General features: G+C 51.1%; 23 protein-coding genes and 1 pseudogene. 18 read left to right on the forward strand and 6 right to left on the reverse strand.

Going from position 1 to position 26826, the window contains the following annotated elements; genetic code table 11:
• Positions 1-372: pseudogene (locus JQC72_RS16660) on the reverse strand (helix-turn-helix domain-containing protein); the annotation flags it as partial.
• A gap of 300 nt (positions 373-672) precedes the next feature.
• A complete protein-coding gene (locus JQC72_RS15030; RefSeq protein ID WP_205497072.1) occupies positions 673-1452 on the reverse strand; it encodes an ABC transporter ATP-binding protein in 780 nt (259 codons plus the stop codon).
• A 557-nt stretch (positions 1453-2009) separates the two neighbouring features.
• Here JQC72_RS15030 and JQC72_RS15035 point away from each other — a divergent pair.
• From JQC72_RS15035 to JQC72_RS15045, 3 genes are all read left to right on the forward strand, one after another.
• The gene (locus JQC72_RS15035; RefSeq protein WP_205497074.1) at positions 2010-3173 is read left to right on the forward strand and encodes a homogentisate 1,2-dioxygenase; all 1164 of its coding nucleotides are present in this window, start codon (positions 2010-2012) and stop codon (positions 3171-3173) included.
• Between the two features lie 254 nt (positions 3174-3427).
• Positions 3428-4075, forward strand: coding sequence for a flavin reductase family protein (locus JQC72_RS15040; RefSeq protein ID WP_205497076.1), 648 nt, complete (start codon positions 3428-3430; stop codon positions 4073-4075).
• Between the two features lie 305 nt (positions 4076-4380).
• Complete coding sequence (locus JQC72_RS15045; protein WP_205497078.1) at positions 4381-4629, forward strand: hypothetical protein; 249 nt, start codon at positions 4381-4383, stop codon at positions 4627-4629.
• A 958-nt stretch (positions 4630-5587) separates the two neighbouring features.
• Here JQC72_RS15045 and JQC72_RS15050 read toward each other — a convergent pair.
• Complete coding sequence (locus JQC72_RS15050) at positions 5588-5764, reverse strand: hypothetical protein (protein ID WP_205497080.1); 177 nt, start codon at positions 5762-5764, stop codon at positions 5588-5590.
• Positions 5765-5857: 93 nt separating this feature from the next.
• Between JQC72_RS15050 and JQC72_RS15055 the strand changes: the two genes are divergently transcribed.
• From JQC72_RS15055 to JQC72_RS15070, 4 genes are all read left to right on the forward strand, one after another.
• Positions 5858-5995: a helix-turn-helix domain-containing protein gene (locus JQC72_RS15055; RefSeq protein WP_205497082.1), complete on the forward strand. Its 138-nt coding sequence runs from the start codon at positions 5858-5860 to the stop codon at positions 5993-5995.
• 7 nt (positions 5996-6002) lie between these two features.
• A complete protein-coding gene (locus JQC72_RS15060; protein WP_205497084.1) occupies positions 6003-6188 on the forward strand; it encodes a zinc ribbon domain-containing protein in 186 nt (61 codons plus the stop codon).
• Positions 6189-6340: 152 nt separating this feature from the next.
• Complete coding sequence (locus tag JQC72_RS15065) at positions 6341-7579, forward strand: MFS transporter (RefSeq protein WP_205497086.1); 1239 nt, start codon at positions 6341-6343, stop codon at positions 7577-7579.
• Between the two features lie 352 nt (positions 7580-7931).
• Positions 7932-8270: a hypothetical protein gene (locus JQC72_RS15070; protein ID WP_302104916.1), complete on the forward strand. Its 339-nt coding sequence runs from the start codon at positions 7932-7934 to the stop codon at positions 8268-8270.
• Positions 8271-8605: 335 nt separating this feature from the next.
• Here the strand turns inward: JQC72_RS15070 and JQC72_RS15075 are convergent, their stop codons facing one another.
• Positions 8606-8773, reverse strand: a complete 168-nt coding sequence (locus tag JQC72_RS15075; RefSeq protein WP_205497090.1) for a RuvA C-terminal domain-containing protein — start codon at positions 8771-8773, stop codon at positions 8606-8608.
• A gap of 50 nt (positions 8774-8823) precedes the next feature.
• On the opposite strand from JQC72_RS15075, the gene cas6 reads away from it, so the two are divergent.
• The 3 genes from cas6 (at position 8824) to JQC72_RS15090 (ending at position 13278) form a co-directional block, all read left to right on the forward strand.
• Entirely contained in the window at positions 8824-9309 is a 486-nt protein-coding gene (gene cas6 / locus JQC72_RS15080) for a CRISPR-associated endoribonuclease Cas6 (RefSeq protein ID WP_205497092.1), read from the forward strand.
• 396 nt (positions 9310-9705) lie between these two features.
• Positions 9706-9990, forward strand: coding sequence for an AbrB/MazE/SpoVT family DNA-binding domain-containing protein (locus JQC72_RS15085; RefSeq protein WP_205497094.1), 285 nt, complete (start codon positions 9706-9708; stop codon positions 9988-9990).
• A gap of 711 nt (positions 9991-10701) precedes the next feature.
• A complete protein-coding gene (locus tag JQC72_RS15090) occupies positions 10702-13278 on the forward strand; it encodes an enoyl-CoA hydratase-related protein (RefSeq protein WP_205497096.1) in 2577 nt (858 codons plus the stop codon).
• A 428-nt stretch (positions 13279-13706) separates the two neighbouring features.
• On the opposite strand, the gene typA is transcribed toward JQC72_RS15090, so the two are convergent.
• Positions 13707-15533 (reverse strand): translational GTPase TypA, encoded by a 1827-nt coding sequence (typA, locus tag JQC72_RS15095; RefSeq protein ID WP_205497249.1) that lies wholly within the window; start codon positions 15531-15533, stop codon positions 13707-13709.
• A 239-nt stretch (positions 15534-15772) separates the two neighbouring features.
• Between typA and JQC72_RS15100 the strand changes: the two genes are divergently transcribed.
• The 4 genes from JQC72_RS15100 to JQC72_RS15115 all read left to right on the forward strand — a co-directional run bounded on the left by JQC72_RS15100 (position 15773) and on the right by JQC72_RS15115 (position 22294).
• Positions 15773-16297, forward strand: coding sequence for a GNAT family N-acetyltransferase (locus JQC72_RS15100; RefSeq protein ID WP_205497097.1), 525 nt, complete (start codon positions 15773-15775; stop codon positions 16295-16297).
• An 883-nt stretch (positions 16298-17180) separates the two neighbouring features.
• Positions 17181-18977: an ABC transporter transmembrane domain-containing protein gene (locus JQC72_RS15105; RefSeq protein WP_205497099.1), complete on the forward strand. Its 1797-nt coding sequence runs from the start codon at positions 17181-17183 to the stop codon at positions 18975-18977.
• Complete coding sequence (locus tag JQC72_RS15110; protein ID WP_205497102.1) at positions 18934-20676, forward strand: ABC transporter ATP-binding protein; 1743 nt, start codon at positions 18934-18936, stop codon at positions 20674-20676. Before JQC72_RS15105 ends, JQC72_RS15110 begins: the two co-directional genes overlap by 44 nt.
• 217 nt (positions 20677-20893) lie before the next feature.
• The gene (locus JQC72_RS15115) at positions 20894-22294 is read left to right on the forward strand and encodes an L-cystine transporter (protein ID WP_205497104.1); all 1401 of its coding nucleotides are present in this window, start codon (positions 20894-20896) and stop codon (positions 22292-22294) included.
• Positions 22295-22340: 46 nt separating this feature from the next.
• Here JQC72_RS15115 and JQC72_RS15120 read toward each other — a convergent pair whose 3' ends face one another.
• Positions 22341-22808, reverse strand: coding sequence for a DUF4871 domain-containing protein (locus tag JQC72_RS15120; RefSeq protein ID WP_205497105.1), 468 nt, complete (start codon positions 22806-22808; stop codon positions 22341-22343).
• A gap of 258 nt (positions 22809-23066) precedes the next feature.
• On the opposite strand from JQC72_RS15120, the gene JQC72_RS15125 reads away from it, so the two are divergent.
• The 4 genes from JQC72_RS15125 (at position 23067) to dgoD (ending at position 26815) form a co-directional block, all read left to right on the forward strand.
• A complete protein-coding gene (locus JQC72_RS15125) occupies positions 23067-23816 on the forward strand; it encodes an IclR family transcriptional regulator (protein WP_205497107.1) in 750 nt (249 codons plus the stop codon).
• Positions 23817-23865: 49 nt separating this feature from the next.
• Positions 23866-24816 carry a sugar kinase gene (locus tag JQC72_RS15130; RefSeq protein ID WP_205497109.1) on the forward strand — a complete coding sequence of 317 codons (951 nt, stop codon included), beginning with the start codon at positions 23866-23868 and terminating at the stop codon, positions 24814-24816.
• A gap of 5 nt (positions 24817-24821) precedes the next feature.
• Positions 24822-25460, forward strand: coding sequence for a bifunctional 4-hydroxy-2-oxoglutarate aldolase/2-dehydro-3-deoxy-phosphogluconate aldolase (locus JQC72_RS15135; RefSeq protein WP_205497111.1), 639 nt, complete (start codon positions 24822-24824; stop codon positions 25458-25460).
• Between the two features lie 206 nt (positions 25461-25666).
• Positions 25667-26815: a galactonate dehydratase gene (gene dgoD, locus JQC72_RS15140; RefSeq protein ID WP_205497113.1), complete on the forward strand. Its 1149-nt coding sequence runs from the start codon at positions 25667-25669 to the stop codon at positions 26813-26815.
• Positions 26816-26826: the final 11 nt, after the last annotated feature.

A 26826-nucleotide genomic window follows, 5' to 3' on the forward strand; every position in this document is an offset into this window, starting at 1 on the left:
CTCTGGATTTGGAAAACTTAACCCACCCCAGTTTAGGAAGCTTTACCTTGTTTCCATCTACTTCGATCGATGGCTTTCCGTTTTTGGGATAGTTACATTGACTGGTGCAGGACTGAACAGGATTCTTTTTACTCTTGAAGCGTGGTCGATCATTCTGTTATTTGAAAAAGCGTTTGAATGCATCAACCAGATGTTTTAAGGAATTTTGTAGTGAAGTTGAATCTACTTCTTTCAACCATTCCAGTTCTTTTTTAAGTTGTGTCAATCAGCTTCATTCCATTTAGCAAGAAAGTGATTAAAAACAAAGCGACTACAACCAAATGTTTGATTGATGAGATCTTCTTGAGCGTATGATATTCGTGTCCCAGTTATTACTGCGTGAAATTGAAAAGTACCGAGAACGCAAAGGAATAGCCAATCGAACAACAGCAATGTTGGAACTTGTTCGAAAAGGACTGGAAGTGTCGGACGCGAGAGGGGGCTATCCCTCTCGCGTCCGACGCACCGATTCATCTCACCGCTTATAGAAGCGGGAGTCTTCTCGGTGCATGATGATAAACCCAGCGGAAAAGCGCTGGGTTTGTATATTTGTGAGATGATGGTTTTCACACGGTTTTTCGAATACCAAAATCGACATTTTCTACCTCTGGATGCCTTTAAGCATGAGGGTGGTCAAGGAATGGAAAGCCATGCCCGATCGTTTCGCCATTCTACTTGAACAGGAGTTTCAAAAAAAGCCGACAGGGTAGAGCTGTTTAACACATGCTGCGACCTTCCTTTTGTAAATACACGGCCACGGCGGATCAATAATGTATGGGTAAAAACGGGAGCGATCTCTTCAATATGATGGGTCACAAACAGCATGTGGGGTGCGTCCGGTTTTGCAGCCAATTGACTGATACTGGTCAACAGTGCTTCTCTTGAAAGAAAATCAAGTCCGCTGCACGGTTCGTCCAGAATGAGCAGTTTGGGGGAGGCCATCAACGCACGGGCGATGAGCAGTTTCTGTTTTTCGCCTTGTGAACAACTTTGGTACGAACGATCGACCAAATGGCCGCACCCCAATTGTTCCATCAGCTGTGTGGCCCGAACATAATCTTCTTCGCTTGGTTTTTCGTACAAACCGATCGAAGCATACTTTCCGCTGACCACAATGTCTTGGGCACGGTCGTTCCCGTATATTCTTTCCTGCAAAGAAGAACTGACCCACCCAATCGATTTGCGCAGTTCCCTTAAATCTACTTCTCCAAACTTGTGACCCAGCACGCAAACACTCCCTTTTGTGGGCCATATGTATCCGTTGATGATATTGAGTAACGTCGTTTTTCCGGAACCGTTCAGGCCCAGTATCGCCCAGTGTTCTCCCTCGCGAACCTGCCAATTGATTTGATGAAGGATGGTTTGATTCTCTCTCTTCCAGGAAACATCGGTCATTTCAATGACAGGCGTCAATGTTTTTCTCTCCTTTTTATCAAGAGTGAGCGGGAAAACCCAACCCTTTAGGGTTGGAATGAAAGCGAGCGTTGGACGACGATTTGTCATTCTCGCAAATCAGACAGAATGTGGGTGCAATCGAACCGAGGAGTGGGAAAATACTGAAAACGATTGCACGAGCAAAAACGCGTGAAACGAAAAATCACCTGAACGAAACCATCGTGGATAGATTGGGCTGTCACGTCGGATGAAGCGAGTATCCCACGGTGACCAAGGGAGTACCTCTCGTGCTTCAGCCGTGTGGGGCAAGTCACGAATAGCGGGAGCAGAATCCTGATTTTAGATCAGTATAACCAGGGTTTGTCTGGCAGATCAACCATTCAACCAAATCTCCATAAAGAAGAATGGAATGAAAGGATGCCAAGTCGTTGCTTCAAGCAGTTGTTCGGTAGTTGAATCAAGAGAAGTGATCCACTGTTCCTCCCATGTGGAAGGGATCTTTTTTCGCTTATTTCTGATAAAATGGAATTGAATGTGTTTTCATGACAGACGGTTGAGGGATGGGGGGAAGAAGGATGCCTTTTTACCGTCGCATGGGAGAGATTCCGCACAAACGGCATGTGCAGTTCCGCAAGGATGACGGTGGGTTGTACCGTGAAGAGGTGATGGGAACCAAAGGATTTTCGGGGATTCAATCCATCTTGTATCATCACCATCCGCCCACACAGATCAGCGATGCGCGTTTGCTTCGCGATTGGACGGTTAAGGTGGAAGAAGAAGGGGCCAACCGGCACCGCCATTTTCTCACCCGAAAGCTTTCTCCCGGTGGCGATCCGATCGACGGGAGGCAATACTTGCTGGTCAATGAGGATGTGGCCATCGGTATTTGTATGCCGACAGAGACGATGGAATATTTTTTCCGGAACGGCGACGGAGATGAATTGTGGTTTGTCCATGAGGGAGAAGGGCGTGTGGAGACAGTGTTCGGCACTCTGTCCTACCGCCCCGGCGACTACATCGTCGTCCCGGTCGGCACGACATACCGGCTCGTAACGTCCAGTGAACGGACGCGTTTTTTGGTGATCGAGTCCACGGGTGAAATCACGATTCCCAAACGATACCGCAACGAGTACGGTCAATTGATGGAACACAGTCCGTATTGCGAACGGGACATTCGTGGTCCGGAGCGGCTGGAAACCCATGTGGAGGAAGGCGAATTTGAGGTGCGCGTCAAGGCGCGCAACCAACTCCATGCCTATCGCTGTGATTTCCATCCGTTTGATGTGGTGGGATGGGACGGTTATCTGTATCCGTACGCATTCAGCATTCACGATTTCGAGCCGATCACCGGATCAATTCACCAGCCCCCTCCGGTGCATCAGACGTTTGCCGGACCCAACTTTGTGGTATGTTCGTTTGTGCCGCGCCTGTTCGATTACCATCCGGAGGCGATCCCCGTTCCGTATTATCACAGCAATGTACACAGCGATGAAGTGCTATACTATGTGGAAGGCAATTTCATGAGCCGCCGCGGGATCGAGTCCGGTTCGGTCACGTTGCATCCCAGCGGCATTCCCCACGGCCCGCATCCCGGAGCGATTGAAAACAGCCTGGGTAAGGATCGGACCGAGGAGCTGGCCGTGATGGTGGATACGTTCCGGCCCCTCCGTGTGGCCTGTTCGGCGTTGGCGGTGGAAGACCCCGGCTATCTGAAGAGCTGGTTGCCCGCGAAGTCGTAGGGGGTTCGTTATGATGGCGTGTCTGATCCATCGTCAGGCCGTAACGCTTTCTCGGGCAGTCGCAGGCTTACGACTTCTGAGTGAAAGACAGAAAGTATGGGAACCCGTCACGGGCAACTTCCTCCAGATGCAAGCTTGCTTTGCCCGCGTCTGCGTTTCCAGCTCGGGGCAGATGGAGTAGCCGGGTAAGAGAAACAGACAATATGGATCGATCAAATGGGTGGATCAGACGCACAAGACGAAGGAGTGATCTCATGCAAATTGATCCCCAACAACAGTCGCGACACGAAAACTATAAACTGTTGATCGGCAGTGTATTGCCGCGTCCGATCGCCTTTGTCACCTCCCGAAGTGGCGACGGGGTGGTCAATGCGGCTCCGTTCAGCTTTTTCACCGTGGTTTCGACCCAACCGCCGATGGTGAGCATTTCGGTTGGACGCAAACCGGGTAATGTACAAAAGGACACGACGCGCAACATTGCCGAAACGAAGGAATTCGTCGTACACGTAGTAGACGGGGAGAACGTGGAGCGGGTGAACCAAACCGCTGTCGATTTCCCGCCGGACAAGAGTGAGGCGGAAGAGGTCGGATTCGATCTGGTGCCCAGCGTCAAGATCCAAACGCCGAGAATTGCACAGGCCAAAGTGCAGATGGAATGTGTGCTGGATCGGATTCTGCCGATGGGTGGAACACCGGATGCCCCCAACACCGATCTCATTATTGGCCAGGTCGTCATGTTCCATGTGCGCGATGACTTGTTGGAAGAGGGGCGGATCGACACCCGTCTGCTCGATCCGATCGGGCGGCTGGCGGGAACGTCCTACAGCACGATTGGTCGCACTTTTTCTTTGCCGCGTCTGTCGTACGAAGAGTGGCAACAGCGGAAACGGGAACAGGAGTAGTGTGTGATCCGAGAATGTGCTCAGCAACCGGCGCAACCATTTTCGGGCGATGGCAGCCTGGTTCAGAATCAGCCGGATGTATTCCGGAGCGTCGAAGGGATGGTCCACGTACAGTTCCCCCATCTGCATGTCCTAGATCATTTCCCATTTTCCGGCAACCTGTATCGCCTATCGCTGGATTGTTCCGGGAACATGATGTCCGTTCGCCAATCGTACCTGAGCCATACGGCGCAACCCGTTTCCTGGCAGGGCAACTTGAGGACCTTCAGGGTTCCTGGTGGTCGAAGTGTCAATGGGAGAAGCCGGTGGGAAATCGTCTCCAAGGCGACGAGCTGGTGATGGTATCGATTGATGGTATACGCGTGATTGTCCTGGGTGATATCGATGAATCGCTCCTCTTTGAAAATGGTGATGGGAAAATCGTGGGCATCGGCGTAACGGAGAATGAATGCAGGGATGTCCGTGATGCGCTGAACCAGTTCAATACACCACCCGGAAGCTCAACATTCCAGCAACTGCCGGAGATGCAGAGAAAAAGCGGGAATCCGAAATAGCGGAGGTAGGAACCTTCGCTTTTTCGTGTTCCCGCTTCCTTCCCACGGTTCGAAGTTGTCGGCCCCCCCCTGAGGGCGCAAACCGAGTGAGCAACACCCTCTTATACGCTCATCTACTTCTTTACTGCGCAGATCACTCGTTTTTATTATCCTCAAAATGGTCATTGGGATGGATGATGGTTTCACAGGCAGGGCATTGGAGAAAGCTTTGAAGGTACTTTTTTTTGTCGACTTGAAATACATTACCACATTGACAGGCTATGGTTACAATTTCATTGAATGGCTTTTCCAATACTTTTCCCACCTTGTTTCTTTAATTCTGTGTTTCTTTTGAGGGGGAAGAATAAGATAATCGCTTGATGAAATTGACAATACCATTTTTCGTCGGTTGATCCAGGAATTTCTCATATAAATGATGATCCGAGCTATTATGCCGTTCTTCTTTATGGTCTGAATAGTTTATTTGTTGATCTTCCATTGATGTATGCCCCCCTTGAGGTCATATAAACATCTGACGCTAGCTCAATTATACACGAAAATACTTTTTCCTTGTCTCGGTTTTGAACATTCTGTTAAACCGATTAAATACATATGAAAGAGTTTACTTTAGATATGGCAGGGAAAGGGGATCACAACAGAGCGAAATGGGCAGCGGCCTTGCACCAAACGTTCTGCATAGGGAAGATTGTTTTCATGTAGTGATGCTTGGCAGTCTTTTTTCTGTTAGTGATTCATCATGCTGGCCACTATCCGGGATATTCAATCATTTCTGACCCGCATTGTTCGCGGGCCGGATTTGGTTATAAAATGGAATCAATCCGTATTGTTCGTGGACAAAGTTACAAATATGACAAAATGTTATGTTAACTACGACGCGGGTCATATGTTATAAAGAGCGAGCGGGAAAACCCAGCCCTTTAGGGTTGGGATGAAAGCGAGCGTCGGACGCGGGAGGGCTTCAGCCCTCTCGCAAGTCCGACAATTTCCCGTATTTCTCAAGGACCATTTTCATTCCTTCCTCGATCAAGCGCCCATACTTCATATCCTTTTCTACTGCCAGCAACTTGATCTGCTTTAATAAATCAGCATCAACGGTTGTGTGTAATTCAGCACGACCTTCTTTGATTCTTGCCATCATTCATCACCTCTTTCTCATCATATCATGTCGTTGACGACCTAATCAAAAATGATATGATGTCGTTAAGCGACATTAAAGGAGGTGATCATAATGATGAGAACCTACAAATTCAAGCTGGAACCAACAAAAGAGCAAATCGAGAAGATCGAATGGACACTGGGCATGTGTCGCTGGTTATACAACTCCATGCTTGAACAACGAAAGTTCGCCTACAGAATGGGCCGGTAAGCAAGTGATGGAAGTGGATCCTCGCCACACGTCACAAGTTTGCTCCAAGTGCGGTCGGATCGTAAAGAAGGCCTTAAAAGAACGTACCCATTGTTGCTCATGCGGATATGTGGCAGACAGAGATGTCAATGCCGCAAGAAATATCCTGCATCGAGCGATGGGAACCGTTCTTGAACCGAAATACGTACAATGAGAATGAAACCTTTTCCAGGCTTGGACGAAGCCATCGTGGATGGATGTGGGTTGCCACGCCAGATGAAGCGAGAAGCCCACAGCGACCAAAGGGAGTGCCTTAAGTGCTTCAGCCGTGGGGAGCAAGTCACTTAACGAATAGGGGATCGATGTATGCAACTTACATCAACAGGAAGAGTAAATGAGAACCCAACCTTATATCATATCCTTTTTTTGATTGGCCTCGTCCATTTGTTCAATGACTCCATACAATCAGTCATTCCCGCGATCTTTCCCATCTTGAAAGATTCTATGCACCTGACCTACACGCAGATTGGCTGGATCGGTTTTTCGATCAACTTTACCGCCTCACTTTTACAGCCGGTGTTTGGCTGGTATACGGACAAACGTCCCTTTCCTTACATGTTGCCGCTCGGTATGGCTTCCACCTGCTTGGGAATGTTGTGTCTGGCTTTTGCTCCCAGCTACTCGTTTGTTTTGTTGGCCGTTGTGCTGGTGGGAATCGGTTCTGCCGTTTTTCATCCCGAATCTTCACGAGTTTCCTATCTGGCCGCCGGAAATCGGAGAGGGTTGGCCCAATCCATTTTTCAGGTTGGGGGGAACACGGGACAAGCGCTTGCTCCCTTGATGACTTACCTGATTTTTATCCCGCTCGGGCAGAAAGGAGCCATCTGGTTTACGCTGGTGGCGGGCATCGCCCTCGTCATCCAATTATTCATCGCCAGATGGTATCAGGGTTATCTTCTTTCCCACCCGCGCCCTGCCAAAAAAGAAAAAACGTTATCGGTTCAGGACAGAAGGAAGAAAAAGAGGCTTCTTTTCGCCATGGTTCTGCTCATCTTTCTCATCTTCGTCCGGTCATGGTACATCGCCGGAATCGGCACATACTATCAGTTTTATCTGATGGAACGGTACAAACTCTCTTTGGAGCATGCCCAACTTTACATTTTTCTCTTTTTGGTGGCCGGAGCAGTTGGAACCTTCTTCGGCGGACCGCTGGCAGACCGATTCGGCATGAAAAGAATCATCTATTTTTCCATGCTCGGATCTGCTCCGCTCGCCCTGCTCCTGCCTTATGTGAGTGCAACATGGGCTTATGCGATTTTATTATTGAACGGCTTTATCCTGTTATCCAGCTTTTCCGTCACAGTGGTATACGCACAGCAGCTGTTTCCGGGAAAAATAGGAACCGTGTCCGGCCTAACCGTTGGATTTGCCTTCGGCATGGGAGCCGTCGGTTCGGTAGGGTTGGGTAAAATGATCGACGTCATGGGTCTCTCGCACGTGATGCAGTGGATCGGCTTTCTCCCGCTCCTTGGTGTGCTCACTTATTTTCTTCCCTCTGACCAAAAAGTGAAAGAATGGAATCTTGATGCAAAGAAACCGGCCTAATTTATAAGAACGGCCCCCCACATTGCGGCAGTTCATACGGCGTTGAAGAGTAGGGCTAACAGAGGATTTTGCGGAAGTGTTCTGAGAAAAGGAAGAGAAGTTCATATACAAGCAGAAATATCAGAGAACGGAGAGTGTCACGTGAGGGACAAAGATCCGTGAAAAGACCCGGTTAATCCGGGTCTTTTCACGGTTGGATTTGGGAAGTCAAACAAGTAATATGACATACAATATTACAGGCGTTTGATCTATACTATTTTGGAAGGTGTTTTTGTTGAGACAAAATGGAAAGTGGCATCCTGTAGCGGCTGAGTTGTACCGTAGCCTTTACAGCGAACAGATGGTTTGTTCCATGAGCACGCAGTTGTTTCATATTCCTGAAACCAGAGATTTAAAAGGAAATGCGGAAATGCATACCCATCTTGTTCCGGCGTCCTACCATCGTATTACGGCAACCGGATCCGCACAAAGGTTGCTGAACGGAGAGCGTGAACCATCCATATTGAAAACCCTGATCACCTGCATTCAAAAAGCCAAACAGAGAGATCGCAACGTTCGTACCGGATTGAATGTGATGAGGAATGCCGCCACTGCTTCTTACAAACCGTTTATTGAAAACATCATACGTTGGCAGGATGATGCTGAATTACATTTACAAAACGCGGAACAATTCGTGATGCGAATTACATGATGTCATTGACAATCCTTTACGGTACGTAAGGGCGGATACGTTACGGATCATGGATTGGTAAAAAATGGTGTCTAAGCACGAATCCTTCCCCCGACAGGGATTGCACGTCGATTAGCGGGCATAACCTGCCCAAAAACCAGGGCAGGCACTATACCGAAAATGCCCAAGGTTCCAACATGATGCGATGTTTCAGAATGACGAGACTGATTCAGAAAAGAACAATCTGACTGAAGTAGTGGCAAAACAACCCGGGATTTCCCGGGATTGATCATGATGGGGAAAGGGAGTTCATGCCACCAGGTTGAGGCCGATCGCTTCTCGCTCGCCTGCCCATATTAACTGTCTTCTCGTAGAAAAGAATCGGCTTGTTCAGCGGCTTCTTCTTCCGACTTAAAATCAAACAGCCTGTGCATCTCGTGAATCACTTTCCAAATCTCATCTTTGGAATACCCCAGGTTCTTTAATGCCAATGTCGCATAACCGATTATATGATTATGGTTCATTTACGAGCACCCTTTACAAGTGATTATCAGTCATATTTTGAACAGAAAACATGCTTTCGAATACATTCAGGTGCCCAATAATTTATTGGAATGACCTTGCTTACAAGGCCATTTTGAATGGCCCGAAACGGTCTTGGGCCATCTGTCCCAAGACAACAGAGTACGGATCGAGGAAATCCACGCGTTCTCGTTCCTGTGGTTTGATCCGCAACTGCCCTTCTTTGTTGTATCATCACCCGCTGACAAAAGACTTCCAGCAGCAGATTCAACGGAACATGTTGAAAAAGTACCAACTCGTGTATCAATCGAATCCCATTACCGAGCGGTTTGACATTCAACCGGTGGCTTCATTTAAGCAACGCGTCTCCTTTTATAAAGAGATCATCATCAAAGGATATGTCGGGAAATTCAGGTTGTCAGCAGATGATCCCAAACTCTTATCTCTTGCATTGGATACGGGTTTGGGAGCGAAGGGTAGCCTGGGTTTTGGATGCATCGAACAGGTGAATGTCCAAGAAGGTAAAAAAGCATGCTGATTATGCGTTTGATCCGTTTGGGGAAACCACTGATCACCGGGGGACTTACCCCAAATGAGATTATTAACTTTTCCTCCAGTCTCAGCAAATCCTTTAATCGGATGTTCCTAAGCTACTTCTATAGTATAAGGGATTGAAACATAAGTTTGTCGTTGTGCTGGAGGGCGGAAACAGAGAGTTTATAGAGTACCTAAGGGGAATTAACCAAAGAGATCAACATCTGAACGGGTTTTAGGTACCTATAAGGCATTGAAACACTGTTTCCTGCCATGCAGACAAAGGAGCCACCCAGTTTTGACTACCTATTTCCGGTTTTGTTGTTGAACCCTCGTTATTGGGGTACCAATAACTGATGTAAGGAGGTAAGGAAATAAAGGATAACAAGGAGAAATGCATATGAAGACAGTCAAAATTACATCGAAAGGGCAGATGACCCTGCCGAAGGAGTTCCGAGATGCACTGGGAGTAAGTGAAGGGGATCAGTTGATTCTGTTTCGCAAAGGCAAACAGGTGATCTTGCAAAGTGCCAAAGAGTTTCAGAAGCGGGTGGAGGAGCTAGAGCGTCAATTCGAGAAGGAAGCATTGGAGGCGGGGCTTACCAAAGAGGATTATGAATCGATTCAAAACGACCGTTCCGACTATGCAGAGGAATACATGAATCGCTTGAAGGGAGAGGAGTAACATCCGTATCTTGATTGACTCCAATGTCTTTCTCTCCGCCGTAGTATTTTCACCCAAGATTAAGGATTAGATCCACTTCATCCAGTACCTAGAAGGTATCAAAAATCCCGAAACGACAGCCTTTCTCAAAACCGTCCAAGTTTCTGAACTGCCTATGAGGGAACGAAACCTCCAAACTTCATGGAAAAAGGTTTATATATGAGCGGATTCGAGTTTGTTGGTTACGGTTCCGGTTTTGGTGGTTTCGGGTTGCGTTGACTGTTCATTTTCCTGTTGGTAATCGCAACCATTTTTGTTTCTGCCGAATCAGGTGGGGGTTATTAACAGGATTCAGACAAAATGAGTCCAACTTGAAAACACCGACCATGAAAAGCGGTCGGTGTTTTTTGTGCGAACCATCTCCCGTGCAGCCTCCATCCTTAGCAAATCCATGAAGCGATCGGGTGATCAAACCTGTTCCAAACGGTCATACGTTCCCGGACAGCGATTCGCGTTCGGTAACCAAAATTGGATATCCACCCGTACTTACCATATCGAGAAACAATGCAAGTCGCGCGCATCATAACCTTTCTCTCCGCCCCTGACAAAGGGGCAATTTTTTTTGAAAAAATTGCGCCAAAACCCTTGTCAAAGAGTGATGAGGCTTTGTATTATAACAGTAAGAAATGATCGGGAATTGTTATAAAACAATCCGGTGGGAGGACATCATCCATGACCACTCATACAACTCACGGGAAAACCGTCTCTGTTACCTTCGATTCGGATCAGCGTGCATCGCTCCAAGTTGTTCGTCCGGGAAATCGGGTCCGATCCAAAACCGGAATCCGGCCGCAAGTGAAAACCACTGACCATTTTCGGATGATGGAATGGGAAGTTTCACCGGGGCGTACGGTCGCCGTGTTGTCACCCACATCTGGTTCGTCTGACCCATCAGCCATTCAGGAGTGGGTACAATGGATGCAGCAATTGGCAGACCGTGATGAACTGAAAGCATTGATCTTCGCCTGCCAGGGCGGTCGTTTCCTGTTTTCCTCCATCCATCTCCAGGAGGAGTGGCGGGAGCGTTTCGAGTCGGGATTGGCGTTCATGGAACGGATGAATAAGCCCATGATAGCAGCAGTGGACGGGACGGTCTCCGGGATAGGGTGCGCGGTTGCGCTGTGTACGCACGCAGTCGTGGCCAGCGAATCGGCACGTTTCATCCTAAGGCGAGGAACGGGTGTTATTCAACGTCTGGTGAGAATCGCCCACTTGCAAAAAGGGATGGACGGCCTCGGACGGGCTATCACCTGGCTTTGCTCCGATCGTGCGATGACGGCGCGGGAAGCGGAGGAGACGGGATGGGTAGACCAATGCTGTGAAGGGGAAGCTATACCGTTGGCGGTGGCCTGGGCGAAAGCGGCGGCTGCGGCCGGGCAGGGGCCACTCGCCGAAGCGTTTGTGCGCCGCAGGGCATGGCGGAATGATTGGGAACGCCCCAGGCCGTTCGTTTTACAAGACAGAAAAGAGTGGGAACGGATCATGGCGGGAACAGGTGTACCGCATTCACGGTTCGAGGAAATCCTGACGCTGATTCAAACCGGTTATGAACAAGGATTTTCGGCGGGGCTGGACCATGAACGGAAATGGTGGGCCACGCAAACCCGACGCTCGGAAGCGGATCAGTTCCCGCAATGGAGCGGTTCCGTCCGGTCATTGACACGGGAGGAAGAAGAACAGTGGATTCGCGACGGTCAGTTATTTCCGCCTGACTCCCCCTTTTATCCGGGTATTTCGCCGGTGCCGTCCTGGCAGTACCGGACAACCGATCCGGTAACGGTGATACCCGTACGTAGACCCGGTCCGACGGAAGTGTTGGTCTATGTGTTGTCTCGAGGGACGAATCTCTCCGGCTTGGTGGTGGAAACGGGACGTGCAGTAAGGGAGGAAAAGGTGATCCATGCAGGAGATGCCGTTGTTGTCATCCCCGGTGGTTCATACGAAACGGAAGGACAGTTTGTGACGGTAAAGGCGGAACAGGTATTTGCCAAACCATCCAATTTGTCTTTTGCGGAGGCGGCCGATTTGCTTCCGTGGATGAAGGCATACCGAATCACTCGGCATCGGGCAAGGGGACGTGTTTGGATCGACGGTTTGGACGACAGTTCGGCGCTGGCTTGTTTCACCGTGGTTCAACATGATGAAGGGAAGGTGACGGTGATGACGTCGTCGGATCAGGAAAGGCGGATAACGGAGGAAAGGAAAGCCGAGGCGTTGGATCTGCGTCATTTACGTTACCGCGGTGTTTTCACCAAAATCCCGGCCGACTCCTCCGCTTGGCGCAGGTGGGAGGAGCTTGGGAAAAAAGTGATGGAGGATTTTCGTCGTCGCAATCGTGGGGAGCTGGCAGATTGGACCGCCACTTTCTACGGGGAACGCACATTCGGCAGAGCTTACCAACTGTTGAAGGACGGCGGACTCTTGGTGGTGGCGGGTGCCCGGGAAGGGGAACAACTGACGTTTATCGGAAAAACAGGTGAGCGTTCACCTTCTGTCTTGCTGGAGCAACCCGGTGAGTCGGTTGTCTTGTTCTACGGAGTGGGTCGGCATCGGGAGGAGGTGTTGGACCCGTTCGGTTGGCGGGTGATCCAAGCCGCCGAGCGGCGTCAGGATCAGTTGGTGATCGTGACCCAATCCGAAGTACAGAAACGGTGGCTGCAAGGTCGGATTGGCGCCCATGCGGCGGGCATTATCAGCATCGAGGAGTGTGAGGCCTCTTGGCCCGGAGAATTTGATTGGCCGCCTTCGGTTCCCTATTTGCCGAACCCTTCGGAAAGGAAAAAGGATTGGGTGTTGACGAGACAACTGTTCGAACAACGGACGATTCGCCCTTTGCGAACCATGATCGGTGAACATTTGCGAACGATGCAGAATCCGGAGGGGTACGCGGACGTGGTGGTGGATCGGGCTGCTCACGATGCCTTGGGAATCAGCCTGCACTTGGTCAAACCGAAGTCGGGGCGCGTCGTTTTTGGTGAGAATATGTCTGGTAAACGGTACAGCTTTTACGCTTCCGCTATTATGGAACCGGAGAGGCGAATCGTCACACCGTCGGCGACCATCGTCGGATGTGGGCTTCCCGATGCCAAAGACGTGCAACGCGTGCTGGAATGGGTGGAAAACGGAGTTTTCCGGGAAGAACGACGTTTCATAATGGCGAAAACGGATCACAGAGGAAGCGTCGCTACTGCGTTGGCCGATCTTTTCACGGTGGATCAACTGTACGAAGCGTGGAGTTCACGGTGTTGATCCTTCATGAGGATGGGCCGGTGAAATCGGGGGGAGACGATCTCAACCCGCACCCCGGTCCGTTCAAACGCAATTTGGACAAAAAAAGATCCGACATCCCAGTGCGGATGCCGGGTCTTCTGTGTATGTTGAACTGAAACGGTGCACCACTGCCATTACATCCAACAGGATGGGGACACAGGGAGGTTACATGATGTGCCGTAGTCCCCATCTTTTGATGAAGAAACGTGTATTGGCGCTTGTAGGGGATGTCCGGCAGGGAAGCGTGCGGCTTCTTTGGTGTTTTCCTGTTTCAGTTGGCAGTCACCCATTGCCAAACAGGTGGCGGTGGTGGAGATGCGCTGACTGTAAATTTGCTGACGGCTCCGGTCCCGCCTCCATAAGCGGGGGGGGGTCGGAGCCGTGTGTGGTTTCAACGTGTGGGGCCGTCAGCCCTCTTTTTTTACCGCTTGCGCGCGTTTCCGTTCGCTTTTGGTCAGATAGCGTTTACGCAGACGGAAGGCGACGGGTGTTACTTCCAGCAATTCGTCATCCGCCAAATATTCGATGGCATCGTCCAAGCTCATTTTGCGCGGCGGTTCCAGACGGAGGGCCTCATCCGATCCGGCGGCCCGGAAGTTGGTCAGTTGCTTTTTCTTGCATACATTGACTTCCAGATCCGTTTCCCGGATGTGTTGGCCGACTATCATGCCCTCGTACACCTCGGTGTTGGGTTCGATAAACAACTGACCGCGATCTTGGGCGGCATGAAGACCGTAAGTGGTGGCCACTCCCGATTCCCATGCGATCAACGAACCGAAATTGCGGGTCTGAATCTCGCCCACGTAAGGCTCGTAACCGGCGAACAAAGTGTTCATCACTCCTTCGCCGCGTGTGGCGGTGAGGAACTGCTGGCGGAAACCGATCAAGCCACGGGTAGGAACGAGATATTGAAGAAATACCATCCCGTCCTCGCGGATTTGCATATCCTGCATTCGTCCCTTTCGTTGGCCGAGGAGTTCGACGACGGCTCCCTGATGCTCGCTGGTCACTTCAATTTCCACCGTCTCAAACGGTTCGCACAGCTGACCGTCGATCCGCTTCATGATGACTTCCGGTTTGCTGACCTGAAATTCATACCCCTCCCGGCGCATGTTTTCAATCATGATGCCGAGATGAAGCTCTCCCCGACCGGCCACGAGAAAGACGTCCGGCGAGTCCGTGTCGGAGACGCGCAGGGCAACATCCTTGGCCGCTTCCAGATAGAGGCGCTCCCGGAGTTTGCGGGAGGTGACATATTTGCCTTCCCGTCCGGCAAACGGGCTGGTGTTGACACCGATCGTGACGCGCAGGGTGGGCTCTTCCACTTTGATCGGCGGCAACGGTCGCGGATCATCAGGATCGGCGATCGTATCCCCGATTCCGACGTCGCCCAGTCCCGTCAAGGCGATGATATCCCCTGCCGCGGCTTCCTCCACTTCGATCCGATTCAGCCCGCGATGGGTGAATACTTGCGCCACTTTGAGCGGTTGGGAAGTCCCGTCCGCCCGCATCCACAAGACATTTTGATTGCGGCGGATCGTCCCGCTGTTCAATCGTCCGATGACGATTTTCCCTTTGTATTCGTCGTAGCCCATCAATGTCGCCTGCAACTGCGTCGGACCCGACGGGTCGACGTCCGGTGCGGGCAGGTCCGCTACGATCCGTTCAAACAGCGGCTCCAACGTATCTGCCAAACGGTCCGGCTCCGTCCCGGCCCATCCTTTGATCGCACTGGCGTAGATCACGGAAAAGTCGGCTTGTTCATCCGTGGCACCCAGATCGACGAACAAATCGAAGGTCTCATTGACCACTTCGTCAGGCCGGGCGTTGGGTCGGTCGATTTTGTTGACGACGACGATCGCTTTGTGCCCCCGTTCCAACGCTTTACGGAGCACAAACCGGGTCTGCGGCATGGGACCTTCAACGGCGTCCACCAACAGCAGTACCCCGTCCACCATATTCATGACACGCTCCACTTCGCCGCCGAAATCGGCGTGCCCCGGCGTGTCGACGATGTTGATTTTGATCCCTTTGTATTCGATGGCGGTGTTTTTGGAAAGGATTGTGATGCCCCGTTCCCGTTCCAATTCGTTGGAATCCATCACGCGTTCCGCCACCTGTTGGTTTTCGCGGAAAATACGGCTTTGTTTCAGCATGGCGTCGACCAGTGTGGTCTTGCCGTGGTCGACGTGTGCGATGATAGCGATGTTGCGAATCTGACTCGGTTGTTTCATGTCCGTCAAGGGGTTGTCCCCTGTTCCTCCTCCACTGCCAAAATAGCGGATTTCACTAAATGACATGGTATCACACGAGAGAAGGATTCCGCCATAGTCAATCGGGGTGAAGGAGATGAAAGGAATGAACGGACTGTGAAACGTATACAGATCAAAACCGGTTTTTTCGGTCAGGTATCGGACAAAAGGTTTGACCGGACACAATCGAGCGTGAATCGGTGGGAAAGGTGGAATGGGATATGGAGCCGAGCCTTCGACAGCGGATCGTGATTCGGGAAGCGGAAAGGAAGGATGCCGCGGCCATTCTTTCCTGTCTGCGACAAACGGCGATGGAGTCGGATTTTTTGACGTCGCAATCGGACGAGATAAAGTGGACGCTGGAACGGGAGGAACGATTCATTGAAGAGATGGCCGCTCGTTCCAATACATTGTTTTTGGTGGCCCAAGCGCGGGAAGAGATTGTAGGTACGCTGACGTTTAGCGGGGGTACTACCCGGCGTACCCGGCATGTGGGGGAGGCGGGGGCTGCCGTCTTGCGGGATTATTGGGGATACGGTATCGGTACGAAATTGATTCAAAGACTGCTGAACTGGTGTCCGCGGGCGGGGATACGGAAGATCAACGGGAGAACACGTTCGGATAATGTACGGGCCATCCGTCTGTGTGAAAAGATGGGATTTCAACGGGAAGGGGTGTTGAAGCGGGCACTCCAGATCGACGGGCGGTTTTACGATTTTATCTTGCTCGGCCGTCTGGTTGACTAGAAAACGGGGTGTTTATTCTATTTTTTCTGCATAATGGGACTAACGGCTCGCTCCGGGAAGGAGGGGCTACGTTGCAGAAACGATACCGCTTGAAACGTCGAGGGAATGCATGCTCGGGTACAAAGTTTCCGGCGCTGTCTCTTCCTTGAGCATAAAGTTCTACATCGCTGATGAACCCTGCTGCGGCGGGAGATGAGACGCGGATAATAAAACTTGACACTCCTGTAGGAATAGTAAGTGTTACCACCCCATTCGGTTCATCAATTTGAAACGTGGTCGTGAAATACAGTGTTGCAGGCGCACCTCCGACATTGCTGCTCCAGGAGAGTTATAGGCATTGACAATGATCGAGCGAGTGGTGTGCCAGTGGTATTACCCACACGCAACTCAACGGAAGTCGATTTTTTGTTAATGCTGATCTATATAAAAATGATAGGATTTGATTGGGTTAATAGAATGGGAACGAAAAAGAGTTCTTGTACCGGCAGGATGAGCACAGATCAATAAATATGAAGTGAAGGGGATAACGGGAAAAGCTTGGGTTTTCGGACAGCCATTTCTTCGGCTAATGATGATTTGGCTTCACAAAGATAATGATAAGCCTGATTGAAAAGGTAATTGATTGTTTCGCGGGTAATGATCCATGATATGCGAACTAACTCTTTACAACCATTCAAATTTTTTGTACAATTGCAATTGTATCTTCATGAAAGGGGGTTTGTGCCATGCGACGGATGATGGGGAAAACCAATCAAATGAAGGCGAATGGCGCAATACCGCCCTGATGGATTTGGGAATGGAACGGCACTGTTGATCATTCCACGGGCGCGGATCGTGCCTGTGGTTTTTTTTGTGCCTTCCATTCGTGGACAGGGGGGAGAAAATGCGGATTTTCCGGGAACTTGGGTGGTTTTTCCGTCAGGAGAAAAGGAGTTACGCCATCGGCGTGTTGACGCTGTTTTTCGTCGCATTGTTGGAACTGTTTCCTCCCTATGTGATCGGCGTCATCGTCGATGCCATCGAAAGCGGGACGCTGACTTCCGGTATGATCGGGTTATGGATGACATTGCTTGCATTGTCCGGGGTGCTGATCTATATCTTGCGGTACGTCTGGCGGGTCATGTTGTTCGGGGCGTCGATGCGTCTGGGCAAATGGTTGCGTGAACGGTTGTATCAGCATTTCACGTCTATGCCGCCGTCCTTTTTTCACCGCAGACGAACAGGCGACTTGATGGCGCATGCCACCAACGACGTAAGCGCTGTGGAGCAAACGGTGGGCGAGGGCGTACTGACTTTGGTGGATTCGCTGACTTTGGGCGGTCTGGTGGTTTGTACGATGGCATTCACCATTCACTGGAAACTGACGCTGATCGCCTTGTTACCGTTGCCTGTAATGGCGTGGGCTGTCAGCCATTACGGCCGGTTGCTGCATGAGCGGTTTCACCGGGCGCAGGCGGCGTTCTCCACGATGAACGACAAAGTGCAGGAAAACATCTCCGGCGTGCGGGTGATCAAGGCGATGGGGCTGGAAGAAGCGGAGACGGAGGCGTTTCGTCGGCTGACCCGCGACGTGGCGGACAAAAATATTGCAGTGGCCCGGGTGGATGCCTTGTTTGAGCCTACCATCTCGGGGATCGTCGGTTTTTCGTTTTTTCTGACGGTGGCAGTCGGTGCTTATTACGTCGTACAAGGTGAGATCACCGTCGGTGAGCTGACCCAGTTTTCCATTTACCTGGGGCGGTTGATCTGGCCGTTGTTGGCGTTCGGATGGCTGATCAACATCCTGGAGAGGGGAAGCGCTTCGTACGATCGGATTCGTTCCCTGCTGGAAGTGAAACCGGAGATTACCGACGAGCAGGCGAGATTGGACCGGATTTCCTCCACGGAAATGGAGGTGCACATCAACTCTTTCACCTACCACGGACAAACCTCCCCAGCGTTGCAACAGATACATTTACATGTAAGGCCCGGCCAAACTGTAGGGGTGGTGGGCAAGACGGGCAGCGGGAAATCCACGTTGCTTCGCTTGTTGCTCAGGGAGTGGGATGTGACGGACGGTGTCATCCGGTTGGGTGGACATCCCTTGTCTGCCTACCGATTGGAAGTCCTGAGGGGAATTATCGGTTATGTGCCGCAGGATCACTTCCTTTTTTCGACTACCGTTGCGGAGAACATCGCTTTCGGCAAACCGGAAGCCACGCAGGAGGAAATCGAGAATGTGGCCCGGTTGGCCAGTATTCACGAGGATATACTCCGGCTTGACCGCGGCTACGAAACAGTAGTGGGTGACCGTGGTGTCACCTTATCCGGTGGACAAAAGCAACGGATTTCCATCGCCCGCGCACTGTTGCGCGATCCGGCCATTTTGATCCTCGACGACGCTTTATCCGCTATGGATGCGGAGACCGAGCAAAACATCCTGCAAGCGCTCCGCCGATACCGGACCGATCGGACTACCTGGATTGCCGCCCATCGGATGAGTGCGGTTGAACATGCAGACCTGATTCTTGTCCTGGACGGCGGAAAAATCGCGGAATTCGGCACACATGAGGAGTTGATGGCCCAAAACGGATGGTATGCAATGATGTATCGACGGCAGCAGTTGGAGTTGCTGGTGGAGAAGGGAGGAAAGGAGAATGGTCGCCCGTCGTCTGTTTCGATATCTCCGACCTCATCGTAAGGAGTTGGGGTGGGCAGTAGCAGCTTTGTTGGCGGCAACCGGTGCCAGTGTAGCCGGTCCGGTTTTGATCAAATGGTTTATCGACGATCATCTGACCCCCCGCAAACTGGATACAGAGGTATTGTGGGGGTTTGCCGCCGGTTATCTCGCCCTGTATGTGATTTCGGTCGTGTTAACCTATTTTCAACTGTTGTCGTTTCACCGGATCGCCCAATGGGTGGTACAGCAACTGCGCGTTGACGTCTTTGCCAAAGTGCAGCGTCTGGGTCTGTCCTTTTTTGACCGTACGTCGGGCGGATCGCTGATTTCCCGCATCACCAATGATACGGAAGCTGTGAAGGATCTGTTTGTCAGCGTCCTGTCCACGTTCATCCAAAACATCGTGTTTATCATCGGCGCGTTTGTCGCCTTGTTCGTGCTGGATGTGAAATTGGCCGCCGCCTGTCTGATCATTTTGCCGCTTATCGGGGGCGTGATGCAGGCATACCGGCATTTCAGCGCCCTGTCATACCGTCGGGTGAGGCAAATGGTGAGCGAGATCAACGCCAAATTGAATGAAACGATCCAGGGCATGTCCATCATCCAGGCGTTTAGCCAGGAACGGCGGATGCGGCGGGAATTTGAGCGAAGCAGCATGGAATTGTACGGGGCACACATGCGTAACATCCGGTTGGCCGGACTGTTGCTTCGCCCTGCCGTTGATGCCATTTACCTCATCGCCTTGATCGTGGTATTGACGTTATTCGGCATTCGTTCGTTTGACGGGGTCGTGTCGATCGGGACGATGTATGCGTTTTTGAACCTGTTGGAACGGCTGTTTGAGCCGTTCATCCAGATTATGCTGAAGTTGTCGCAGGCGCAAAATGCGATCATCTCCGCCGAACGGGTATTTCAACTGTTGGACGAGGATCATCTGGCTCCTGTGAAAACGGGGAATGAAACACCTGTCATCACCCGTGGCAGAATTGAGTTTCGCAACGTGACGTTTTCCTACGACGGACAACAAGATGTTCTGCGTAACATCTCATTCGCGGTGGAACCGGGACAAACTGTGGCACTGGTCGGACACACGGGTAGCGGCAAGAGTTCGATTATCAATCTGCTGATGCGGTTTTATCCGTTGCGGCAGGGGGAGATTCTCATCGACGGGGTTCCGCTCACCGCATATGACGACAAGGAACTGCGGCGTCAGATGGGATTGGTGTTACAGGACCCGTTTCTCTTTGTCGGTACGGTCAGGGAAAATATTCGAACGGGGGACCCCGATATAACGGACGAACGGGTGGAACAAGCGGCACGGTTTGTACAGGCAGACGCATTCATCCGCCGGTTGCCCAAGGGATACGAAACGGAACTGGGAGAGCGGGGAGCCTCCCTGTCCAGCGGGCAACGGCAGTTGTTATCGTTTGCGCGGACCATGGCACGGGAGCCGAAAATTCTGGTGTTGGATGAGGCAACCGCACATGTGGACACCGAAACGGAAGAGGCGATTCAACAGGCACTGCGGAACATGCGTCAGGGGAGAACGACGATTGCCGTTGCCCATCGGTTGTCCACCATCCAGGATGCCGATCTGATTCTGGTATTGCACCGGGGGGAGATTGTGGAGAGGGGCACTCATGACGAGCTGATCGCCCGCAAAGGACTCTATTATAAGATGTATCTGTTGCAACAGGGCATGACAGAGCAAGTGGGTTAATCTGCTAGGGTGGCCTTTTTGCCATGAACGAACCTGATGAGGAAAAAGGCCGCCCGGTACAGGATTGACTGAACGCACCCCAAACGCGAGGGCCATAACCCCGAATTTCCCGGATATGCCTTGTTGCAGTGTTTGCCACCATCATTCCTACTTGATCAATCGGAATAATTGGCTTATATTTTGATTAATGCATGACGGAATATAGGAGGGTCTGATGATGAGTGCTGTATGGGTTTTGGTGAACATTCTCTTGTTTCTGTTGATCATGTCAGGCTTGTATTGGATGCAAAAGAAACACATTTCCTTTTCTGTTCGCGTCTTCTCGGCACTGGGAGCCGGGATTGCAGTCGGCTTTGCCTTACCATACGTTTACGGTTCGGACTCTAAGATCCTGCAATCTTCAATAGACTGGTTCAGTATTGCCGGGAGCGGCTATGTCAAATTGCTGCAAATGGTGGTGATGCCGCTTGTCTTCCTGTCGATCCTGTCCGCTTTCACCAAATTGAAATTGGCGGGCAATACGGGGAATATCAGCGTGCTGATCATCGCGATTCTCGTAGGGACCACAGCCATTGCCGCGGCGATCGGAATCGCATCCGCCCTGGGGTTTCATCTGGAAGCCGTACAAATCGATAAAGGTGACATGGAAATCAGCCGGGGCAAAGAACTGGAGCAAAAGTTCGGCGAGATTCAAGATCAGACCTTTCCGCAGAGGATTCTCGAATTGTTGCCGGAAAACCCGTTTTTGGACTTCACTGGAGCCCGACCGACTTCAACGATTGCCGTGGTGATCTTTGCCGCGATCATCGGGATTGCTTTCTTGGGAGTCAAGCGGAAACATCCGGCACATGCCGAATTGTTTGCCAAAATGGTTGACGCCTTTCACTCCATCATCATGCGTGTGGTAACGCTCATTTTACGTTTGACGCCATACGGGGTATTCGCCATGATGACAAAAGCCGTCGCGACGACGGATGTCGCATCCGTTTTGAAGTTGGGCAAGTTTGTGATGGCATCTTATGTAGCCCTGATTCTGATGTTCTTGGTTCATCTGCTCTTTCTGACTGTCTCGAGACTCAATCCGATCACTTACGTAAAGAAAGTGCTGCCGGTTCTCACTTTTGCCTTTACATCACGTACAAGCGCAGGAACCTTGCCGCTGAATGTCGAGGTACAAACGAACAAATTGGGAGTGCCCGAAGGGATTGCCAACCTGGCCGGTTCATTCGGACTTTCCATCGGACAAAACGGATGTGCCGGGATCTATCCCGCGATGTTGGCGGTCATGATCGCGCCAACAGTAGGCATCGATCCGTTCAACCCGTCTTTTATTGGGACTTTGATCGCAGTAGTGGCCATCAGTTCATTTGGTGTGGCCGGTGTAGGAGGGGGTGCTACGTTTGCCGCAATTCTGGTGCTCTCCACCATGAACTTGCCTGTAGGCCTGGCCGGCTTGCTCATATCCGTTGAGCCGCTCATCGATATGGGGCGTACAGCCTTAAACGTGAGCGGAAGCATGATCGCAGGGCTGTTGACAAGCAAAGCGGTCAAAGAGCTCGATATCCATGTTTACAATGAAAAAGGTCAAGCAGAAGAAGCAACGACACTTCATGCTTGAAGAGGGCAACCGATTCCGCGGTTGCCCTCTCTATACAGATTTGTCTCTATTTCACTTCGACAAAAATGGTGCCGTGCAATTGATCGTTCACATAGGCGTCAAGCCGCCACATCCCTTTGGTGGGCAAAGTGATCAGAGAAGGTGAGGAAGCGGTCGCACCCCAAATTGGACCGTTGAGCGACTGGCCTGAAAGAACGGTTTTTTGAATTCCTCGATCACTGGTTGCGATCACCTTGTAATCTTTTCCGATGATTTCATTCTCATTTCCCCAAAACAACCACATGTACTTTTGAGTTTGACCAGCGATAAATGGAAAGTTTGTAACAGCCACTCGTCCCTTTTCACCAATCCACTGAACCGTGATACCGTTGCTGGTCACACTAAAAGTGGGGCTCGCTCGCCATTGTTTGGATAAAGCTTGCGTTGCTGCTTTTGGTTTTTTGTCAATCGTGACAGTTGATTCTGCATGGGTACACCCTGCAAGGAACAAAGACAAAAAAACGAAAATTAACAATAATCATGCAATTTATCAACTCCTGTGGTGAGATGAGGAAAAGATTCATGAACGCTTCCTGATTTTAACACAAAATGGGTTCCCTTTGTCATCGAGTCGTCGAAGATCCAGGCAATAAAGAAATCGGCGGCTATTTTATTATGTTATTTTCGAATTATGCAAAAAACGCATTGAAGAAAAACGAAAACGATGTTATGATACCTACAAAGATTCACATATGCGAAATAAATTCACATATGTGAATATGGAGGGACTCACATGTCGGTCAAATCGGCCGTACGCGTATTGCAGATCTTTGAGTTGCTGATGGGTCATCCACAAGGCTTGAATATAAAGGAAATTGCAACCGCTTTAGGTTTTCCTCAAAGCAGTACATTTCATCTGGTGAAAACGTTGCATGAGTACGGATACCTGTCACTGACCGATTTGAAAAAATACAAATTGGGGCCAAAGCTGATTCAGCTCGGAACCCGTTCGATGGAATCGATGGATTTGTACCGAGATGCGCGGGTGCCGTTGGAGCGTTTGGCTGAACTGGTGAAAGAAACCGTTTTCATGGCGGTTTTGTTGGGAAATGAAATGGTTTATGTGGCCAAGGTAGACACGAATCGCTCAGTTCGGACAAGTGCTCAGATCGGTTCACGCAAACCGATGTATTGCACGGGACTCGGCAAAGTGATGTTGGCCTATTTGCCGGAAAACAAGCGGGACGAGATTTTGTCACGGACGCCGCTTAACCCGATCACGGAAAATACGATCACGGATCGCCAGGAGTTGGAATCGTGTTTGTCCCGGTATAGAGCGCAGGGTTATGCCATTGACAACGAGGAAAACGAAGAGGGCCTTTACTGTATTGCCGCGCCCGTCTTTGACGCGGCCGGGGAAGTGATCGCGGCGGTAAGTGTGGCCGGACCCAAAGAACGGATGAAAAAAAGGCATGATTATATCGTGTTTCATGTGAAAAATACGGCAAAAATGATCTCCAAAAAAATGGGCTACCTTTCCTGAATTGCCGGTGGCAATGGGGTTTTGCCGGCCTTCAAAGGAGGAAAAGCGAGTGGATGTCGTGACCATTGGGGAAACCATGGTGTTGTTCACCCCAAAAAAGATGGGGTTGCTCCGATATGCCCGGGATTTTTCGCTCAGCATCGCCGGAGCGGAAAGCAATGTGGCGATCGGTCTTTCCCGGCTGGGTCATCGTGTCGGATGGATCAGTCAATTGGGGCAGGATGAGTTTGGCGAAGCGATTTTGGCAATGATGCGCGGGGAAGGCATCGACACCAGCCAAGTGCGAATGACGCCTCAAGCCCCCACGGGATTGATGTTTAAAGAATATGTACATAAAAAAGAATTGCGCGTCCATTATTACCGCAAACCCAGCGCTGCCAGTCTGATGGGTCCGGAACTTGTGAACGAGGAATATATCGCACAAGCGAAATACTTGCATCTCACGGGAATCACGCCTGCGTTGAGTGAAAGTTGCCGCGAGGCGGTGTTCCAGGCAATTCGGGTGGCAAAAAAACATGGCATCAAAGTGGTGTTTGACCCCAATTATCGTGCCAAGTTATGGGATGCGGACACGGCCAAAAGAGTGCTCGGGCAAATGGCCGCTCAAGCAGATATCGTGCTTCCCGGCTTGGATGAAGGGAAGTTGTTGGTCGGGGAGAATGACGCGGAAGCCATCGCTGAGCGCTTCATGGAGATGGGGGCCCAACTGGTTGTGGTGAAGCGGGGAGCAGCGGGAGCCTATTATCTGTCAAAACAGGGGTCAGGATATGTTCCGGGATTTCCGGTGGAGGAAGTGGTCGACCCGGTTGGTGCGGGAGATGGATTTGCTGCCGGTTTGTTGTCGGGCATGTTGGAAGGGTTGGAAGTGGCGGATGCGGTGAAACGGGCCTGTGCAGTTGCCGCCATGGTGGTCATGGCTCAGGGAGATTATGAAGGACTGCCGCTTCGTGAAACGCTGCTGCGTTTTATGAATGGAAGCGGACAAGATGTGGTGAGGTGATTGGAATGAGTATTGAGAAAATAAAGGAAAACGGAATTATTGCCATCATTCGCGGACACCGGCCGGAAGACATCGTTTCAATCGTAGGGGCCTTGCATGAGGGAGGCGTTCGAACCGTGGAGATCACCATGGACACCCCCGGCATTGGCGATGTGATCGAGCGTGTTTTGGCGGAATTCGGCCGGGAGATGCTGATTGGGGCGGGAACAGTGCTGGATCCGGAGTCGGCCCGGTTGGCGTTGATGGCTGGGGCTCGGTTCATCTTCTCCCCGTCGCTCAATGTGGAGACGATTCGCATGGCGAAACGGTATGGGGCCATCAGCATTCCGGGAGTGTTGACACCGACCGAGATCTTGACCGCTTACGAACAAGGGGCGGATGCGGTGAAAGTGTTTCCGATCAGTGTTTTGGGACCGGAGTATCTAAAGGCGGTTCGTGATCCATTGCCGCACATCCCGATCATTCCCACCGGCGGGATCACGCTCCACAATATCGGTGCGTATTTCCAAAATGGCGTCATCGCCGTTGGATTGGGCGGAGCGCTCGTCCCTAAAACGACGAGGGTGGATTCGGTCTATCTTCAGGAACTGAAGCGAAGGGCGGCGCAATTCGTTGATTCGGTCAGACAGGTACGACAGCCATGAAGACTTTGCCAAGAGGGGGCGGGTAAACTTTCGTCCGACGGGTGACTTGGTCCCAAACTTCAGTGGGCAGAAACAAGAGGATACCAACCGAAAATGGATAGGGAGAATCCCTTTATCCGGGACAAAAACGACATATGGAGAGTGAATGTACCGGGATGCAAAAGCCCCAACACCCAACACGATTTCGGAAAAAGGAGTGAACGGAAATGAAAATCACGGGTTATGAAACCTTTAAAGTGCCACCGCGGTGGCTGTTTTTGAAAATTGAGACGGATGAAGGGATTGTCGGTTGGGGGGAACCTGTGATCGAAGGGCGTGCCGCCACGGTGGAAACGGCTGTTCATGAACTGATGACCTACCTGATCGACAAAGATCCGCTCAAAATTGAAGACCATTGGAACGTGATGTACCGCGGGGGATTTTATCGCGGGGGTCCCATCCTGATGAGTGCGATTGCCGGGATTGACCAAGCTCTGTGGGACATCAAGGGGAAATATTACCAAGCACCTGTCCATGAATTGCTGGGTGGCGCTTGCCGCGATTCCATTCGTGTTTATTCCTGGATCGGCGGGGACCGGCCCGGCGATGTTGCCAAAGCTGCCAAAGAGGTGGTCGACAAGGGGTTTACGGCGATCAAGATGAATGCGACCGAAGAACTGCAATACATTGATTCATATGCCAAGGTGGAGGCGGTGGTTGAACGGGTCGCTTCAATCCGGGAAGCGGTCGGCAAACACATTGGCATCGGAATCGATTTTCATGGAAGGGTTCACAAGCCGATGGCCAAAGTTCTGGCCAAAGAGTTGGAGTCCTATCATCCGATGTTTATCGAAGAACCGGTTCTGCCGCAAAACAATGAGGCGCTTCGAGATCTTGCCCATCTTACTTCGATTCCGATTGCCACGGGGGAACGCATGTTTTCCAAATGGGATTTTAAAACACTGTTGGCCGACGGGTATGTAGACATTATCCAGCCGGACCTTTCCCATGCGGGTGGCATTACGGAATGCAAGAAAATCGCGGCGATGGCGGAGGCGTATGATGTGGCGTTGGCGCCGCACTGTCCGCTTGGACCGATTGCCTTGGCCGCGTGTTTGCAAGTGGATGCAACGGCACATAACGCATTTATCCAGGAGCAGAGTTTGGGCATTCATTACAACCAAGGCAGCGACCTGTTGGACTATTTGGTCGACCCATCCGTCTTCCGCTATGAGGAAGGATATGTGAAGATTCCGCAGGGGCCGGGGCTCGGCATTGAAATCAACGAAGAACATGTGCGCAAGATGGCCGCAATCGGTCATGATTGGAAAAATCCGGTCTGGCGCCACCCGGACGGCAGTGTGGCCGAATGGTAAGTGAGGAGATT

Origin of the sequence: Polycladomyces zharkentensis (assembly GCF_016938855.1) — a bacterium.
In the GTDB taxonomy this organism is placed as follows: domain Bacteria; phylum Bacillota; class Bacilli; order Thermoactinomycetales; family JIR-001; genus Polycladomyces; species Polycladomyces zharkentensis.